Source organism: Herbaspirillum sp. 3R11, from assembly GCF_004563925.1.
Lineage (GTDB): Bacteria > Pseudomonadota > Gammaproteobacteria > Burkholderiales > Burkholderiaceae_D > Herbaspirillum.
On the sequence record NZ_SPNJ01000001.1, the window covers coordinates 133,516 to 150,554 of the forward strand.

General features: G+C 61.3%; 14 protein-coding genes. 4 read left to right on the forward strand and 10 right to left on the reverse strand.

What is annotated here, in order from left to right; genetic code table 11:
* Window positions 1-30 precede the first annotated feature (30 nt).
* The 4 genes from E4P32_RS00625 to E4P32_RS00640 are packed head-to-tail and all read left to right on the forward strand — an operon-like array spanning window position 31 to window position 3,372.
* On the forward strand, window positions 31-1,143 hold the full coding sequence (locus E4P32_RS00625) for a BMP family ABC transporter substrate-binding protein (protein ID WP_116433725.1): 1,113 nt from the start codon (window positions 31-33) through the stop codon (window positions 1,141-1,143).
* Window positions 1,144-1,181: 38 nt separating this feature from the next.
* A complete protein-coding gene (locus tag E4P32_RS00630) occupies window positions 1,182-1,865 on the forward strand; it encodes a Rieske 2Fe-2S domain-containing protein (protein WP_116433724.1) in 684 nt (227 codons plus the stop codon).
* Window positions 1,862-2,746: an aromatic ring-hydroxylating dioxygenase subunit alpha gene (locus tag E4P32_RS00635; RefSeq protein ID WP_116433723.1), complete on the forward strand. Its 885-nt coding sequence runs from the start codon at window positions 1,862-1,864 to the stop codon at window positions 2,744-2,746. The genes E4P32_RS00630 and E4P32_RS00635 overlap by 4 nt, the downstream gene beginning before the upstream one ends.
* Window positions 2,743-3,372: a glutathione S-transferase family protein gene (locus E4P32_RS00640; RefSeq protein ID WP_116433722.1), complete on the forward strand. Its 630-nt coding sequence runs from the start codon at window positions 2,743-2,745 to the stop codon at window positions 3,370-3,372. Before E4P32_RS00635 ends, E4P32_RS00640 begins: the two co-directional genes overlap by 4 nt.
* Before the next feature lie 3 nt (window positions 3,373-3,375).
* Here the strand turns inward: E4P32_RS00640 and E4P32_RS00645 are convergent, their stop codons facing one another.
* The 10 genes from E4P32_RS00645 to E4P32_RS00695 form a co-directional block, all read right to left on the reverse strand.
* Complete coding sequence (locus E4P32_RS00645; protein WP_116433721.1) at window positions 3,376-4,437, reverse strand: LysR family transcriptional regulator; 1,062 nt, start codon at window positions 4,435-4,437, stop codon at window positions 3,376-3,378.
* A gap of 132 nt (window positions 4,438-4,569) precedes the next feature.
* Entirely contained in the window at window positions 4,570-5,268 is a 699-nt protein-coding gene (aqpZ, locus tag E4P32_RS00650) for an aquaporin Z (protein WP_116433720.1), read from the reverse strand.
* 242 nt (window positions 5,269-5,510) lie between these two features.
* Window positions 5,511-6,305, reverse strand: a complete 795-nt coding sequence (locus tag E4P32_RS00655; protein WP_116433719.1) for a thymidylate synthase — start codon at window positions 6,303-6,305, stop codon at window positions 5,511-5,513.
* 782 nt (window positions 6,306-7,087) lie between these two features.
* Complete coding sequence (locus E4P32_RS00665) at window positions 7,088-8,413, reverse strand: cytochrome c (RefSeq protein WP_233526593.1); 1,326 nt, start codon at window positions 8,411-8,413, stop codon at window positions 7,088-7,090.
* Window positions 8,410-10,188, reverse strand: a complete 1,779-nt coding sequence (locus E4P32_RS00670) for a GMC family oxidoreductase (RefSeq protein ID WP_116433717.1) — start codon at window positions 10,186-10,188, stop codon at window positions 8,410-8,412. Before E4P32_RS00670 ends, E4P32_RS00665 begins: the two co-directional genes overlap by 4 nt.
* A gap of 88 nt (window positions 10,189-10,276) precedes the next feature.
* The gene (locus E4P32_RS00675; RefSeq protein WP_116433716.1) at window positions 10,277-11,014 is read right to left on the reverse strand and encodes a gluconate 2-dehydrogenase subunit 3 family protein; all 738 of its coding nucleotides are present in this window, start codon (window positions 11,012-11,014) and stop codon (window positions 10,277-10,279) included.
* 432 nt (window positions 11,015-11,446) lie between these two features.
* The gene (locus tag E4P32_RS00680) at window positions 11,447-12,379 is read right to left on the reverse strand and encodes a 3-keto-5-aminohexanoate cleavage protein (RefSeq protein ID WP_116433715.1); all 933 of its coding nucleotides are present in this window, start codon (window positions 12,377-12,379) and stop codon (window positions 11,447-11,449) included.
* Window positions 12,380-12,733: 354 nt separating this feature from the next.
* The gene (locus E4P32_RS00685; protein WP_348533500.1) at window positions 12,734-13,720 is read right to left on the reverse strand and encodes a 3-hydroxyacyl-CoA dehydrogenase; all 987 of its coding nucleotides are present in this window, start codon (window positions 13,718-13,720) and stop codon (window positions 12,734-12,736) included.
* Window positions 13,701-14,483, reverse strand: a complete 783-nt coding sequence (locus E4P32_RS00690; RefSeq protein ID WP_116433713.1) for an SDR family oxidoreductase — start codon at window positions 14,481-14,483, stop codon at window positions 13,701-13,703. Before E4P32_RS00690 ends, E4P32_RS00685 begins: the two co-directional genes overlap by 20 nt.
* Before the next feature lie 31 nt (window positions 14,484-14,514).
* Entirely contained in the window at window positions 14,515-17,037 is a 2,523-nt protein-coding gene (locus E4P32_RS00695) for a branched-chain amino acid ABC transporter ATP-binding protein/permease (RefSeq protein WP_116433712.1), read from the reverse strand.
* Window positions 17,038-17,039 lie beyond the last annotated feature (2 nt).

Below are 17,039 nucleotides of genomic sequence, written 5' to 3' on the forward strand. Positions count from 1 at the left end.
TAATGCAAGCACTGACAACAAGGAGCAACCATGGGATTCAATCGCCGCACCTTTCTCAAGCATGCCGCTGCAAGCGCCGTGCCAGTTTCACTGATGGGCCAGTCGTTGCCGGCGTTTTCTGCGCCGGCAGCGTCGGCCGCCGCGCCGCTCAAAGTCGGCGTGGTGCATGTTTCCGCCATTGGCGATTATGGCTGGGCCAAGCAGCATGATCTGGCGCGCCAGGCAATTGATGCGGCTTTCCCGGGCCGGGCGCAGACCATGGCGATTACCAATATCTTCAATCCGCTCGACGCTGAACGCGTGTTCCGTGATCTCGCCGGGCAGGGACATCAGTTGATTTTCGGCACCAGTTTCTCTCACATGACGCCGATCATGAAGGTGGCGCGTGAATTTCCCAATGTGCGCTTCGAACACTGCTCCGGCTTGCACACGCTGAGTAACTTGTCGACCTTCGAGGCGCGCTATTATGAGGGTTCCTATCTCGCCGGCATCGCCGCCGCCTCGGTCAGCAAGACCAAGGTCATCGGCTTCATCGGCGGTTTTCCGATTCCCGACCTGATTGCTACCGCCAACGCGTTCCTGCTCGGCGCACGTTCGGTCGATCCGCAAATCGTCTGCAAGGTGGTCTGGCTCAATACCTGGATTGATCCTTCCAGAGAGCGCGAAGCTGCGGCCTCCTTGCTGGCGTCGCAGGTCGACGTGCTGCTGTCGACTTCGGGCGACATCACCGGCGTCAAAGTGGCGGAAGAAAAGGGCGTCTGGAGCGTCGGCTACGCCAGCGACTTCCGCAAGTTTGCGCCGAAAGGGCAACTGACCTCGTTCACCCTCGACTGGTCGGGCGTCTACGTCGACGCCGCGCGACGTGTGCTGGACAACAACTGGGTTGCCACTGATCGATGGGACGGCGTACAGGCGCGCATCGTCAAGATGGCGCCTTACAACCCGGCGATTCCCGCCGCCGGCATGGAGCGCCTGCGCGCTTATGAAGCGCGTCTGGCGGCCGGCACGGTGCGTCCGTTCACCGGGCCGGTGAAGGACACCAGCGGCAGGCAGCGGCTCGCCGCCGGCGCCGTACTGGCCGACGCCGACATCCGTAAGATGGACTGGTATGTCGAAGGCATACTTGGTGCTTTCACCAGCTGATCCTTCTCATTGATGATTCAAATTCTAGGGAGCACTGCATGGCAGTTTCACAAGCACTCGCCCTGAGCAATGCGGTGGAGTGCAATCAGGTCATCCTGGCGCGTGCACCGGAACTGGAAATGGCGCTCTGGCGCGATTCCACCGGAGCGCTGCACGCCAACCAGAACCGTTGCCCGCACCGCGGCATGCGCCTGCATTTCGGCTTTGTCCGCGACGATCGCCTCAATTGCCTCTATCACGGCTGGTCCTACGACAATCAGGGCCACTGCAAATACATCCCGGCGCATCCGTCCCACACGCCATCCAACATGATCTTCCTGCAGACGCATGGGGTGCAGGAAGCGCATGGCGTCATCTGGAAAGGACTGCCGCCTGCCATGCCTGAGCGTGTCGCGGCAATGCGAAGCACGCCGGTGCGTTCGGTCTATGTCGCTGCCGCACTGGAGCAGGTGCGCTCCGCCATGTCGGTCGCGCTGTTTTCCGATGCTGATGGTTTGCAGCATGCCGGTATTGACGACAACGCCGGCTATTGGCTGCCTGCCGACGACTACGCGGCCCAACGCGGTTGTCTGTACGCCTTGCAGGACGCCGGAGAAGGAAACACCGGCATCCATCTCGCTGCGCTGACGCGGGCCGATGCGGCGGCGCCTTCCGCTTGGTTGCTGGCGCTGTCTGCGCAGCTGCAAGCGGTGCAATTGGATCTGGAAGGAACCGCACCATGACCAAAACCATCGACCCGATCGCCCTGCGCGAATGGATCGTCATCGGCGCGATCACCGATGTGCAGCAAGGCGTTCCCTATTGCACGCGGGTCCTCGGGCAAGAAATCGTCTGTCTGCGCAACGGCGATTCGTTCGAGGTCCGGGAAGCCGGTAGCGATCGGCAGCCGCAGCGTCAGGTGCAGGTGCGCACGCGCTACGGCCACGTCTGGATCTGTTTTGCCGATTCGCCAAGGCCGATGATCGACATCACGGAATTCGACGATCCCCGACGCCGCATGATCACCTGGGGCGGCGTCTACGTCCGCACGTCTGCGCAGCGCCTGGTCGAAAACTTCCTCGACATGGGCCACTTCCCCTTTGTGCACACCGGTATTCTCGGCGCCGAACCCGTGACGGAAATCCGTGAATACAAAGTCGAAGTGCGGGCGGAAGACGCCGAAGTCTGGGCCACCGAGTGCATGTTCTACCAGCCCAAGGCATCGACGGCAGCCGATACCGGACGCGATACCGCCTACATCTATCGCACCTCGGGTCCGTTCGTCGTGGTGCTTTACAAGACGGCGGAAGCCGAGGGTGAGTTCGACAATATCGGCATGCTGGTGCAGCCGCTGGATGAAGAGCATTGCCGCGTATTCGGTTACACCCTGCTGCTGGAAGCGGATACCACCGACACGGAGGCGCTGCATTTTCAGCAGACCGTGTTCCTCCAGGATCGCCTGATCCTGGAGCAGCAGACGCCGCGCCGCATTCCGCTCTACGAGAAAAATGAAATCCCGGCCCGCGCTGATGCAGCCAGCATCGGCTACCGACGCTGGTTGCGCGCGGTAGGGATGCAGTTCGGCGTGTTGCCGCAGCAAGCGAAGGAAGGATCGCCGCCATGAAGCTTTACGATTATGAAATCTCCGGCAGCTGCTACAAGGTGCGCTTGCTATTGTCGATGCTGAACTTGCCGTACGAGAAAGTGGCTGTCGATTTCTACCCCGGCAAGGCGCATCGCCGTCCGGAATTCTTGCGCATCAATCCGCTTGGCCAGATCCCGGTGCTGGCCGATGAGGATGTGGTTCTGCGCGATGCACAGGCCATCCTGCTCTATCTGGCCGCGCGTTACGACACGGGCGCGACCTGGTATCCCGCCGATCCGGCGACGCAAGGGCGCATCGCCATGTGGCTGGCGTTTGCCGGCGGCGAGCTGATGCAGATATCGGCGGTGCGCCTGCATGACATGCTGATGGGCTATGAAGTGATCGATGCCGAGGCCGCGCGCAGCGCTGCATGCAAGGCGCTGGCCGTGCTTGACCAGCATCTGGCGGAGTGCGAAATGCGCGGCCGGCAATGGATCGCGGCTGCACATCCGACCATTGCCGACATCGCCTGTTTCGCGTATCCGGCGCTATGCCATGACGGCGGCATCGACCGTTCCGCGTATCACAACGTCAATCGCTGGCTGCGCCGGGTGCGGGCTTTGCCGGGATTCATTGTGATGCCGGGGATACCGGCTTACGCCTGATTTTTAGTCTGATCTTTGCAAGGAGGCCCCGACCGTTGCCGCGGCCGACGCTTTTGCCGCAACAGCGGGTACCTTGGAGGCGCCGCCGCTGAGCTGGGTCTTGCGGCCGAGCACGACATACATCATGAAGGTCTCGGTGCCGGAAAAGTTGTCGGCCATCAGCTTGACGAAGGCCTTGAGCTTTTCCGAGGCGTGACGCTGCTTTTGATAGACGCAATAGACCGGCAGGGTTTCTGACGCCCACTCCGGCAGTACCGGTGCCAGCACGCCGGCATCGACTTCCACGCGTGTGAAAAAGTCGGGCAGGTAAGAAATACCGTAGCCATCAATGCAGAACGTCTTGTCCACCCAATAGTCGTTGCTTACCACCGTGCAGCCTGGAGCAACTTCCGCGCATTCTTGCCCACGATAGAAGCGCCATTTACCGTCGATCAGTTCATCGCTGCGCACATTGGTGCGATGGGCCGACAGATCGCCGGGATGCTGCGGTACACCGTGTTGTTTGAGGTAGGCCGGACTCGCATAAAGGCGGCAATGAAAGGAGCCGATACGCTTGGCGATCAGGTTGGGATGATCGGGTGGCGTGGTGCAGATGAAGCAATCGGCTTCATCGGGAAACACCGGATTCGGTTTGTCTTCCACGATGCGCAGATGACAGCGCACATTCGGATAGAGCGACATGTAGCGCTCGACCGCAGGCGCGACAAAGGTGGTGCTGAAATAATTGGTGGTCATCAGGTGTAGTTCGCCGCTGATGCCCTGGCTCAGATTCTGGACGTCGATCAGCACCGTTTCCAGATCGGTCTGCATGTTGCGCATCAGGCGTGAGCCACGTTCGTAAAGCAGGCGTCCCGCTTCCGTCAGCGTTGCTTTGCGCGACGTGCGGATGAATAGTTGTTGACCAAGCAAGTCTTCCAGCCGCGCCATCTGTCGGCTTAGCGTCGCCTTGGAAATCCCGCTCTCTTCTTCCGCTTGCGACAAGGTGCCGCAGCGTGCCACGAGGACGAAATTTTCTACCAGACGCAGGTCGATACCTAGTTCGCTGTATTTTTCGATTGCTCCCATACGCCTCGCCCTTGGTGGTGTGGATCGCCGGAATTGGCATTTGCAAAGCAAGCAAGATCCGTGCGCATCATGCGTATGCCGCCAACAAAAACGCCCGCAGGTGTGCGGGCGTTTTGACGGTGCGGTCGATGTTTATTGTTCTTCCGTCATGAAGGGATAGACCGCTCCGGCAATCACCGCACCGACGATCGGCGCCAGCCAGAACAGCCACAGCTGCTCCAGGGCCCAGCCGCCGACGAACAAGGCCGGGCCGGTAGAGCGGGCCGGATTCACCGAGGTGTTGGTCACCGGGATGGAGATCAGATGGATCAGCGTCAGCGCAAGACCGATGGCGATGGGCGCAAATCCCGCCGCCGCACGTTTGTCGGTGGCGCCGAGAATCACCAGCAGGAAGAAGAAGGTCAGCACTGCTTCAATGATCAGCGCCGCTCCCAGCGAGTACAAACCGGGAGAATGCGCGTCGTAGCCGTTGGCGGCAAAACCGCTGGCCACCAGGTCGAAGCCCGGCTTGCCGCTGGCGATGCAGGCCAGCACGGCGCTGGCGATGATTGCACCGGCAAGTTGCGCCGCGATGTAGGGTGCGATGTCGCGTACCGGGAAGCGGCGCGCGCTGGCGAGACCGATGGTCACGGCCGGATTGAAGTGCCCGCCGGAGATATGTCCGAGCGCATAGGCGCCCGTCAATACGGTCAGCCCGAACGCCAGCGAGACGCCGGCAAAGCCGATGCCGAGACCGGGAAAACCGGCTGCCAGCACGGCGCTGCCGGTGCCGCCGAAGACCAGCCAGAACGTGCCGATGAGTTCAGCCGCGAGTTTTTTGGAGAGATGCATTGTTTGCCCTTTTTCGATTGATTGGATGTCGCATTGCCGGGCGCGCCGGCAATGGAGCAAGAGCTTAGGGCGGCGTGATGCAAATCGAAGAGACTAGGAGGAGAAAACGGTAAAACTCAAAAAGGCGACGGCGACTTGTTTGAATTTATTGGAAGGGATGGCTGCAAAGCAGCAGATGCACGTTGTGCAAAAACAAAAACGCCTGCGATTGCAGGCGTTTTCATGTGCGGATAAAGCTGGGGTCAGACTGCTACGGGCGCCTTGATATGGGCCTGCGCTTCGTAGCCGGTAATCTCGAAATCATCGAATTGGTAATCGAAGATGGACTCCGGCTTGCGCTTGATGACCAGCTTCGGCAACGGGCCCGGCGTGCGCGCGAGCTGTTCCTGCACCTGTTCCATGTGATTGGAATACAGATGGCAATCGCCGCCGGTCCAGACGAAGTCGCCGACCTCGAGCCCGGTCTGCTGCGCGACCATGTGGGTCAGCAACGCGTAGGAGGCGATGTTGAATGGCACGCCGAGGAAGATATCGGCGCTGCGCTGGTACAGCTGGCAGGACAGCTTGCCGTCGGCCACGTAGAACTGGAAGAAGGCATGGCAGGGTGGCAACTTCATCTGCGGGATGTCGGCCACGTTCCATGCCGACACGATCAGGCGGCGCGAGTCTGGATTGTTCTTGATCTGGCTGACGACCTGCGCGATCTGGTCGATGTGCTCGCCGTTGGGGGCTGGCCAGGAGCGCCATTGGTAGCCGTAGATCGGTCCGAGGTTGCCTTCCGGATCGGCCCATTCGTCCCAGATCTTGACGCCGTTGTCTTTCAGATAAGCAATGTTGGTCGAGCCGGCCAGGAACCAGATCAGTTCATGCACGATGGACTTGATGTGCAGCTTCTTGGTGGTCAGCAGGGGAAAGCCTTCCTGCAGATTGAAGCGCATCTGGTGGCCGAAGACGGAGCGCGTGCCGGTGCCGGTGCGGTCGGTTTTTTCGGTGCCATGTTCGTAGACGTGGCGCATGAAATCGAGGTATTGGCGCATGGGATTTGGTGCTGATGGAATGAGGGGGATTGTAACTTATTTGGGGGAGGGGGCAGGGTTTGGGCGGGGCTCGGGGCTTGTCGGTTGTTCCGACTGGCCTGCTGGTCGTTGATGAATGTTTTTCTTTCTTCGGACGACCTTGCCGGGGGTAGCCCGGCGGCTACTCACTTTCTTTGCTTCGCCAAAGAAAGTAAGCAAAGAAAGGCGACCGCGATTCGCCGCCCCGCTACGCGGGGTACCCGTTGATGCCACGCACAAATCGGGAAGGGAAACAAACTCGCTACGCTCAGACAAGTTTCCCTTCTTTATCCGATTTGAGCACGTCACCAACGGCGACTCATAAGCGGAATTCTTTTTTCGGCTCGCTTCGCATTGCCTTGGGTGGCTCGCCTTCGGCATCGTGATTATCATTCTTGGTTTTATTGGTGGCGGAGGACTGCGACCATCGCTCCATCTCCGTCCCCTGGCGATGCGAAGCGAGCCAGTCTGGAAGTCCGCTTGCGAGTAGCCGGTGGCGGCAGGTGCAAATCGGATAAAGAGGGGAAACTTGTCTGAGCGCAGCGAGTTTGTTTCCCCTCCCGATTTGTGCCTGCCGACGCCGGGAACCCCCGCAGGGGGCTACGAACCAGCGGTCGCTTCTTTTGCTTACTTTTCTTGGCGAGACAAGAAAAGTGAGTAGCCGCCGGGCTACCCCCGGCAGGGTAGTCCGAAGAACAAACAATAGAAGCTATCCAAAAACGGAAGTCGGAACAACTGTCACAGAAGAAGATCAAGCGTCACGCTCACTTCTCCACACCCTTCCTCACAGCCGCCACCTGCTCAGCACTAACCGCCCCAGCATGGTTACCCCAATTCCCGCGAATAAAGCTGACCACCTCCGCCACCTCCTGATCACTCAAGCGCCACCCAAACCCCGGCATCCCCATCGGCGAAGGATCAGACTTGGTGGAAGGCATCGCGCTACCCGCCAGCACCACATGAATCAGCGACGTCGGATCCGCCACATTGACCACCGCATTCTTGCCCAGCGCCGGGAAAGCCTTCATCGCCCCGGTGCCGTCCGAGCGATGGCAGGCGTTGCAGTTGTTGAGATACACCAGCGCACCGGCGGTCTGCAGCTTGCCCGAACGCAGCTCCAGCGTGGCCGGCTGATCCGCGCCGGCGGCATTGGATGCTGCTGTCGCTACCGGCGTCTTGGCGGTGCCGTCGGCCGGCTTCTTGCCCGGCAGGCTGCTCAGGTATTCGCCGATGGCCAGCAGGTCGGCGTCGCTGAGGTGCTGCGTGCTGTCGTTGATGACCTGGCTCATTGCGCCGAAGGCCGCACCGTCGGTGGTGCGGCCGGTGCGCAGGTAGGAGGCGATCTGTTCCTTGTTCCAGCGGCCCAGGCCGTCCTTGTCGTTGCGCAGGCTGGGCGCGTGCCAGTTGTCCAGCGTATAGCCGGACAGGAAGCCGTCATCACTGCCGTCCAATGATTTCTCCTGGCCGAAACGACCGTGCGGCGTATGGCAGGCGCCGCAATGGCCGAGGGTCTGCACCAGGTAGGCGCCGCGATTCCAGCTGATGCTTTGAGTCGAGTCGGCCTTGAACGGCTTGCTTTCGAAGAACAGCATGTTCCATCCCGCCATCAGGATGCGCATGTTGAACGGGAACGGCAACGCCGTCTTCGGATTGTCCTGCTGCACCGGCTTCACGCCCTGCATGAAGTAGGCGTACAGCGCCGAGACGTCTTCGTCGCTGAGCTTGGTGAACGAGGTGTAAGGCATTGCCGGATACAGGCGCACACCGTTGCGACCCTTGCCCTTGCGCAGCGCCGAGGCGAAATCGTCGTAGCTGTAGTCGCCGATGCCGGTCTGCTTGTCCGGCGTGATGTTGGTCGAATAGATGGTGCCGAACGGCGTGTTCATCGCCAGGCCGCCGCTGAACGGCGCCTTGCCCTTGACCGTGTGGCAGGCCATGCAGTCGCCGGCGCGGGCCAGGTATTCACCGCGCTGAATCTGCTGCGGTTGCGGACTGGACGGCGTCGGATTGACGGTCTGCGCCGCGACCATGCCGGCAAGGCTCAGCGTTGCCGTCGCCAGCAACGCCTGCGTGAAGAGACGGGCGCTCATGCTTGCACCAGCGGGCCGGGATTTTTCAGATAGCGCTCGCGGATCGCGGTCGCCGACCAGTAGGCCAGCGCGCCGACCATGCCGGTCGGGTTGTAGGCCCAGTTCTGCGGGAAGGCGCTGGCGCCCATGATGAACAGGTTGTGCACGTCCCACGATTGCAGGTATTTGTTGATCACGCTGTTGTCGGGGCGATCACCGCAGATGGCGCCGCCAGTGGTGTGGGTGGTTTGGTAGGGGCGCACGTCGTAGTGTTCGCCGGACTTGCCGGCGCTGGCGTGCATGAGCTTCGGCTTCATCGCCTTGGCGACGTCGACCACGCGATCGGTGACGTACTGGGTCATGCGGATTTCGTTTTCCTTCCAGTCGAACGTCATGCGCAGCAGCGGCAGGCCCCAGGCGTCGCGATACGTCGGATCGAGGTCGAGGTAGTTGTCGCGATTGGCCATGACCGATCCTTCCGAACCGATATTGAACGAGTGCAGGTAATTGTCCTTGAGCGCCTTCTTCCAGCCGCTGCCCCATTTAGGCGTGTCTGGCGGCACGATGGATTGCCCGATCGGACGGCCGCCCGTGACCATCGCGCTGATGTACGCGCCGCCGACGAAACCGTGCGGACCATGGTCGAAATTGTCGCCGTTGAAATCGTCGAGCACCTGGCCGCCGGCGCCGGCTCCCGCGAACGGATTGATCGCCACGTCCTTGTCGAAGAAGAGCGATACCGAACTGTTCTTCTGATACGCGTAATTCTTGCCGACCACGCCTTCGCCGGTCTTCGGATTGTAGGGTTTGCCGATGCCCGACAGCAGCAGCAGGCGTACGTTGTGCATCTGGTAGGCGCACAGGATCACCAGGTCGGCCGGCTGTTCGACCGAGCGTCCCTGTGCATCGATGTAGGTGACGCCGGTGGTGGTCTTGCCGTCGCTGGCAAGATTGATCTTGGTGACGTAGGACTTGTCGCGCAACTCGAAATTTGGCTTCTTCAGCAGCGCCGGCAGGATACAGGTTTGCGGCGACGCCTTCGAATACATGTAGCAGCCGAAGCGCTCGCAATAGCCGCAATAATTGCACGGACCAAGTTGCATGCCGTAGGGATTCTGGTAGGCCTGCGACGCATTGGCGGCGGGAATCGGGAAGGGATGATAACCAACTTCGCGTGCGGCTTTTTCAAACAGCGTGGCGGGCGCGTTGTTCTTCAGCGGCGGCAGCGGATAGTCGCGCTTGCGCGGTGCTTCGAAGACATTGCCGCCCTCGATGATCTTGCCGTCGATATTGCCGGCCTTGCCCGACACGCCGGCGACGTATTCGAAGCGATCGTAGAACGGTTCCAGTTCGGCATAGGTCATCGGCCAGTCCTGGATCGTCATGTCGACCGGGATGAAATGCTTGCCGTAGCGCTGCTCGTAATGGCTGCGGATCTGCAGCTCGGCATCGTAGGCGCGCCAGGTGACGCCGTTCCAGTGCACGCCGGCGCCGCCGACGCCGTTGCCGAGCAGGAAGGAGCCGAGCTGGCGATACGGCAGCGCGTCTTCATCGGGCGAGTGGCGCACCGTGACGGTTTCCTTGCTGAGGTTTTGCATCAGCTTGTAGCGCTGCGCATAGGTGAGTTCGTCGGCGATCTTGGGGTAGGCGAAGTCGGGATTGGTGTCGCGGTTTTCGCCGCGCTCCAGGCCGACCACGGTGAGGCCGGCTTCGGTCATTTCCATGCCCATGATGGAACCGCTCCAGCCCATGCCGACCAGGACGACGTCTACTTTCGGTTTGGTGATGTCTGCCATGCTGTTCTTCCTTGTTCTTGTTGTGGGTGAGGCGTTGCCTCACTCAGTTCCTTGACTTGCTTTAGCTGCATCAGCTGCATCAGCTGCATCAGCTACGCTTGCCTATGCTCACCGGACCATACGGATAGACCTTGTCGGCCGGACCGACGAAGTCAAGGAAGTCCGCGCGCGCGCCCGGGAAGCCAATCATCTTCCAGCTGGCCATGCCCTTGTTGCCGCCGTGGATCGGATCCGACAGGTAGCCTTCCTTGGTGTTCTGCAGCAGGAAGGTGAAGAACCACTGCGCCGACACCTGCTCGAATTTCAGCGTGCCGCCGTCCATGTCCTTGAACAGTTGTTCCTGCTCGGCCGGGGCTAGTTGCGCGAAGGTCTTGCCGCTGAAATTCTTGCGGCAGTGTTCGTTGAGTGCGGCGATGCCGGCGCGGTACAGTTCGCGCGGCGGCATGCTGGCCTGGTAGCCGAACAGCGCCGGCGCGTCGCCCTTGAACGGTCCCTGCATGTACCAGTTGGAGGCGTGGCCGAAGCCTGACTCCATCTGGCCGTCGATGAAGGCGGCCACGTTCAGTTCAAGCGCACCCGGACCTTCCGGATCGGCGGGGATCAGGCGGTCGACGGCAGCCTTGAGGAAGGTCCATTCATCGGCATTGAAGTAGCGCGGCTGGTAGTCGGCGCCCGCAACGGCAACGTCGGCGGTTTGCGCCGCCGACGGCAACAGCGCGGCGGTAGTCAGTGCAGATGCGGCCGGAACGATGGCGATGGTCTTGAAGAGGAATCCGCGGCGTGAAGCTACGCCGGGTTCGCTGGGAGGCGGGTTATCTTTTTTCATTGTTCACCTGGGCTGGTTAGCACGCGGCGCGGCACGGACTGCGACTGGCTGTTCGTGTGCTTGCGGACCTGCTGCGCCGTTTACCTGGGGTCGGCTGAAGCAAAGGGCTTCGGCCTTTTTGTTTTTTGCTGAAGATTCGACCGGGGCGGTCGCAATGATGTTCCGCAGGCAAGCGTGCCGCCGTCAGACTCGCTTTCACAAGCTGACAGCGAGCCGGACGCAGAACCGGTGAATTGGTGGGGAAATGACGTCATCTGAAACCATCTTCTTCGATTGAAAAAGAAAGCTGACGAAAAAAGAAAACTAAAAAAAACGGCGCTCACAAAATCGTGAAGCGCCGCGGGAGATAAAAAGTAAAGCTGCTCCTACGTGGCCTGTAGGAGCGTTCTGAAAAGACGTGTAGGCGAGGTGGTGGGTGTCCGAGCGTCTCGCTCAGAAGCCGACGTTGTCGCCGCCCTTGAGCTTGAGCATCTGGCGTGCGTCGTCCGGGGTCGCCACTTCCAGCGACAGCGCTTCGATCACGGTGCGGATGCGTTTGACTTGCGCGGCGTTGCTTTGCGCCAGCTTGCCCGGACCGTCCCACAACGAATCTTCCAGGCCGACGCGGGTATGGCCGCCCATCGCCGCCGACATCGTGGCGATCGGAATCTGGCCGCGGCCGGCGCCCAGCACCGACCAGTAGTAGTCGTCGCCGAACAGGCGGTCGGCCGTGCGCTTCATGTGCATCACGTCTTCGACATCGTTGCCGATGCCGCCGCGCAGGCCGAACACTGACTGGATCAGGAACGGCGGCTTGATCAGGCCACGGTCGATGAAGTGGGCGGCGGTGTAGAGGTGGCCGATGTCATAGCACTCGATCTCGAAGCGCGTCTGGTTGGCGCTGCACGATTCGAGGATGTAGGCGATGTCCTTGAAGGTGTTGCGGAAGATGCGGTCGTCGGATTCGGCGAGGTAGGGCTTTTCCCAGTCGTACTTGAAGTCCTTGAAACGGTCGAGCATTTCGTACAGGCCGAAATTCATCGAGCCCATGTTGAGGGAGGCGACTTCCGGCTTGAGTTGCAGCGCCGGTTGCAGGCGTTCTTCCACGCCCATTGTGGGGGCGCCGCCGGTGGTGAGGTTGATGACGACGTTGGATTTGGCTTTGATTTGCGGGAGGAATTTGCGGAATTCTTCCGGGTCTTGCGTGGGCTTGCCGTTTTGCGGGTCGCGGGCGTGGAGGTGGACGATGGCGGCGCCGGCTTCTGCTGCTCCCAATGCTGCGTCACGGATTTCGTCCGGCGTGATGGGCAGGTGGGGGGACATGGAGGGCGTGTGGATCGCGCCGGTTACGGCGCAGGTGATGATGACTTTTTTGGGTTTGCTCATTTGGTTCTCCTGGTGATTGTTGGTTTGAGTTCGTTTGGTTCGAGTTCGTTTTTTTGTAGCTAATTCTGTTTTTTCTTCGGACTACCGGGGTTGCCGGGGGCGGCCCGGCAGCCGCTCACTTTCTTTGCTTCGCCAAAGAAAGTAAGCAAAGAAAGGCGACCGCGATTCGCCGCCCCTTCGGGGTACCCGTTGGTGCCGCACTCAAATCGGGAAGGGAAACAAACTCGCTACGCTCAGACAAGTTTCCCTTCTTTATCCGATTTGAGCACGTCACCAACGGCGACTCATAAGCGGAATTCTTTTTTTCGGCTCGCTTCGCATTGCCTTGGGCTCGCCTGCGGCCTCGCTATGTTTTTACGTTGCTTGCTTCCGCTTATGCGCCACCAAGCCCATCAAGCGGTTGTCACGCCAGCGCGAGCGTTCTTCCAGTTGATCGGCTTTGAGTACGGTGCGCCGTTCGTCCTCGATCTGCTTCAGCGTCGCTGCATCCCATTCGTTCGGCAACTGTGTCTTCGCCACGTCGCGATAGGTGTGGCCGTAGCGCTTGGCGTAGTCGATCACGCCTTCGGGGGCGTTGAGGTCGATGGTTTCGAACGGGCCCATGAAGGACCAGCGCAGGCCGAGGCCGTCCTTCAATACCTTGTCGAGGTCTTCGGAGGAGGCGTAACCGTTTTCGTACAGGTTCAGCGCTTCGTTGAGCACCGCGCCCTGGATGCGGTTGAGCAGGAAGCCGGTGATTTCTTTTTTCAACAACACCGGCGACTGGCCGGCGCGGGTGTAGATGTCGTGGGCGCGCTTGACGGTTTCTTCCGAGGTCCATGGCGCCGGGGCGAGTTCGACCAGCGGCACCAGATAAGGTGGATTGACCGGATGGGCGACCAGGATGCGGTGGCGGCCGGGGAGGTGTTCGGAGAACTCCGAGGTCGGGATCCATGACGTCGAGCTGGTGAGGATGGTGTCGGGCGCGGCCAGTTTGTCCATCTCGGCGAAAATTTGGCGTTTGACTTCGACGGTTTCCTTGACGTTCTCTTGCACCAGCGCTGCGCCCTTGAGCGCTTCGGCCAGGGTGCTTACCGGCTTGATGCGGGCCAGCACCACCTCGGGCGTTTCCGTGATCAGGCCGTGTTTGGCGAGGTCGCTGATGTTGTCGTGCAGGAGCTTGGTGCAGGCGCTGAGCGCTTCGGGAACGGCGTCGTAGATGGCGACGCTGCAGCCGGCGCGGGCGAAGACGATGGCCCAGGCGCGGCCGATCAGGCCGGCGCCGATGACGGCGATTTTTTCATTCATGGTGTCTCCTCGAATGGATACCAGATCAATGTGATTAGCCGAGATGCTCGACATTACCGCAGACCGACAAACTCTGCCCGCTGATGGCGGAACCGGCCGGTGAGCAGATGTAGATGATCTGGTTGGCGATGTCTTGCGCGGTGACCATCTTGCGCATTGAGACCTTGGACAGCAGGCGCTCGCGCATTTCTTCGTGGCCGATGTTGTAGGACGCTGCCTTGGCAGCGATCACGCGCTCCTGGCGCTCACCTGCGACGATGCCGGGCAGGATGGCGTTGACGCGGATGTTGGATGGGCCGAGCTCCATCGCCCAGCTTTCGGTCAGGCCGATGACGCCGAACTTGGAGGCGGAGTAGGGCGTGCGCAGCGGGAAGCCGAGGCGGCCGGCCGCCGATGAGATGTTGACGATGGAGCCGCCGCCGGCTTTTTTCAGCAGTGGCACCGCGCGACGCGTACACAGGAAAGGGCCGGTCAGGTTGACGGCGATGGTCTGGTCCCAGGCCGACAATTCGGTCTCTTCGACCTTGGCGGTCGGACCGGCGATGCCTGCGTTGTTGACCAGTACGTCGAGCGTACCCCAGCGTTGCGCCAGCTCGGCGAACATGGCGTCGACCTGTGCTTCGTTGGCGACGTCGGTCTTGCTGTAGCTGACCGGCGCGTCGGCGAACTGCTTGCGCGCGCTGTTGAGGAAGTCGTCGCTGACGTCGCAGATGTGGACATGCGCGCCGGCTTCGACGAAGGAGGCGGTGATGGCCAGGCCGATGCCTTGGGCGCCTGCGGTGACGACGACGCGTTGATCTTTCATACTGGTGTTCATGTTGGTCCTTGTTACTTTAAGAAATGAGAAATTACAGCCAGAGAATTTGTTTGCGATAGGTCAGGTCGGTCAACAGCGGTTCGGCCGGGCCGGTGTGGAACACCGCACCGCGTTCCAGCGCGAACACGCGGTCGGCCAGCGCCAGCACCAGGTCGAGGTTGTGCTCAACGATGACGATGGAGACTTCCTTGCGCAACTGATCGAAGACGGTGAACAGCTCCTGCACCACGGCCGGCGCGAGACCTTCAAACGGTTCGTCCAGCAACAGCAGCCTGACGTTGCCCGACAAGGCGCGCGCCACTGCCACCATTTGCTGCTCGCCGCCGGAGAGGAAGTCGGCCGGCGTATGCAGGCGTTCTTTCAGGCGCGGGAAGTAATGCAGGATTTTTTCTTCGCTCCAGGCGATGCCGTTGGAACTGTCGGTCTTGCGCGCCAGACGTCCCAGCGACAGGTTTTCCGCCACGGTCATGCCGGCGAACAGTCCGCGTCCCTGCGGTACGTAGCCGATACCGAGGCGCGCAATGTCGGGCGCACTGAGGCCGGCGATATCCTTGCCGTTGTAGCGGATGGCGCCCGAGGCAGGCTTGAGCAGACCGGTAAGCGCTTTCAACAGCGTCGACTTGCCGGCGCCGTTGCGGCCGAGCAGGGCGACGATCTCGCCTTCGCGCACTTCCAGCGTGGCGTCGTTGAGGATGTGGCTCTTGCCGTAGAAAGCATTGACCTTGTCGAAGGCCAGCAACTGCGGACGTTCCTGCGCATCGCCGGCGACGCGTCCGGTGACCGGCGGCGTGCCGGTACCGGTGTAGATCTCTTGCACGCGCTGGTCGGCGCGCGCTTCGTCCGGCGTGCCCGACATCAGCACGCTGCCCTGGTTCATCACCGTGACCTGTTGCGAGAAGCCGAGTACGCGGTCAATGTCATGCTCGACGATCAGCACCGGGATATTCTCGGCGATGATCTTCACGAGGCGCGACACGCGTTCGCGCTCGGCGGCAGCGAGGCCGGCCAATGGTTCGTCCATCAGCAGCACGTGCGGTTTCGATCCCAGCGCGATGCCCAGATCGACCAGCCGTTGGCCGCCGTAGGACAGCGCGCCGCCTTCGATCTGGTCGATGCCCTTGAGCCCGAGGAAGCGCATCAGCTCATCGGTTTCGGCGTGGATCTCGGGATAGCTGTCGATGTCCTTCCACATGTTGAAGCGCGAAGCATGGCGCGCCTGCAGCGACAGCCGCAGGTTTTCGTAGATGCTCAGGCCCTTGAACAGGTTGGTGATCTGGAACGAGCGCGCGAGGCCGCGCTGGCAGATCTGCCCCGGCGTCAGGCCCTGGATTTCTTCGCCGTTCAGTTTTACCGTGCCGCGGTTGGGCACGAACATGCCGGAGATCAGGTTGAAGGTCGTGGTCTTGCCGGCACCGTTGGGACCGATCAGCGCGTGGATTTCGCCGGCGTGCAGATTGATCTGCGCGCTCTTGACCGCCTGGATGCCGCCGAAGCGGATGTCGACGTCCTTGACCTCCAGCACCAGTCCTTCTTGCGATGGCGGCTGCAAGAAAGCCGGCAGCGGTAAACCATCGACGATCTGGCGCTGGCTCATCGCCGCGCCAACTTCGGCTGGCGGGCGCAGGCGATTCTTGATCAGCTGCCAGATGCCGACCAGGCCGGTCGGCGAGAACAGGATGAAGCCGACGAAGGCGAGGCCGAACCACAGCAGCCAGTTCTCGGTCCAGATCGACAGGCATTCACGGAACAGGATGTAGAACAGCGCGCCCAATGCAGGACCGAGGAAACTGCGCATGCCGCCGATCACCACCATCGCCAGCAACTCGCCGGAGAACGCGACCGAGGTCGGCTCGGCCGAGGCGAAGCGGTGGTGGAAGGCCAGCAACGCTCCCGCGAGGCCGGTCACGCTGGCCGACACGATGAACATGATCAGCTTGTAGACGATGGTGCTGTAACCCTGGAAACGCGCGCGCTGCTCGTTCTCGCGGATCGCCACGATGGTGTGGCCGAACGGCGAGCGGATCACGCGTTGCAGCACGTACAGCACGATCAGCGCAATCACGCTGACGAAGACCAGGAAAGGAATCGACTGATCCAGATCGATACCGGCCACCACCGGGCGCACCACATTGCCAAGTCCCGATTCGCCGCCGGTGAAATCAGTCCAGCGGAAGGCGATCGCAAACGTCAGCGCCGACAAGGCCAGCGTCAGCAGCGAGAAGTACACGCCGCGCCGGCGCAGGATCAGGAAGCCGACGATCGCCGCCGACACCGCGATGAAGGCGATCGTGAACAGCATCGGCGCCACGATCTGGCCGGGGAACCAATATTTCTGCGACAGCGCCGCCGCATAGGCGCCGACGCCGAACCAGGCGCCATGGCCGAACGAGGTCAGGCCGGTGTAGCCGACCAGCAGGTTCAGACCCATCGCCGCGATGGCGTAGATGACGACGTCGGTGGAGGACGACATGGTCAGGCCCAGCAGTTGCAGCAGGATGGGAACGATGACCAGCGCCAGCGCGCCGATCCATAAAGTCTGATATTTGTTGTACATGT

Coding starts and splice junctions, on each gene's coding strand:
- E4P32_RS00625 (WP_116433725.1), top strand. CDS start 31: ATGGGATTCAATCGCCGCACCTTTCTCAAGCATGCCGCTGCAAGCGCC.
- E4P32_RS00690 (WP_116433713.1), bottom strand. CDS start 14,483: ATGAACACCAGTATGAAAGATCAACGCGTCGTCGTCACCGCAGGCGCC.
- E4P32_RS00670 (WP_116433717.1), bottom strand. CDS start 10,188: ATGGCAGACATCACCAAACCGAAAGTAGACGTCGTCCTGGTCGGCATG.
- E4P32_RS00685 (WP_348533500.1), bottom strand. CDS start 13,720: ATGTCGAGCATCTCGGCTAATCACATTGATCTGGTATCCATTCGAGGA.
- E4P32_RS00675 (WP_116433716.1), bottom strand. CDS start 11,014: ATGAAAAAAGATAACCCGCCTCCCAGCGAACCCGGCGTAGCTTCACGC.
- aqpZ (WP_116433720.1), bottom strand. CDS start 5,268: ATGCATCTCTCCAAAAAACTCGCGGCTGAACTCATCGGCACGTTCTGG.
- E4P32_RS00665 (WP_233526593.1), bottom strand. CDS start 8,413: ATGAGCGCCCGTCTCTTCACGCAGGCGTTGCTGGCGACGGCAACGCTG.
- E4P32_RS00640 (WP_116433722.1), top strand. CDS start 2,743: ATGAAGCTTTACGATTATGAAATCTCCGGCAGCTGCTACAAGGTGCGC.
- E4P32_RS00630 (WP_116433724.1), top strand. CDS start 1,182: ATGGCAGTTTCACAAGCACTCGCCCTGAGCAATGCGGTGGAGTGCAAT.
- E4P32_RS00635 (WP_116433723.1), top strand. CDS start 1,862: ATGACCAAAACCATCGACCCGATCGCCCTGCGCGAATGGATCGTCATC.
- E4P32_RS00645 (WP_116433721.1), bottom strand. CDS start 4,437: ATGGGAGCAATCGAAAAATACAGCGAACTAGGTATCGACCTGCGTCTG.
- E4P32_RS00655 (WP_116433719.1), bottom strand. CDS start 6,305: ATGCGCCAATACCTCGATTTCATGCGCCACGTCTACGAACATGGCACC.
- E4P32_RS00695 (WP_116433712.1), bottom strand. CDS start 17,037: ATGTACAACAAATATCAGACTTTATGGATCGGCGCGCTGGCGCTGGTC.
- E4P32_RS00680 (WP_116433715.1), bottom strand. CDS start 12,379: ATGAGCAAACCCAAAAAAGTCATCATCACCTGCGCCGTAACCGGCGCG.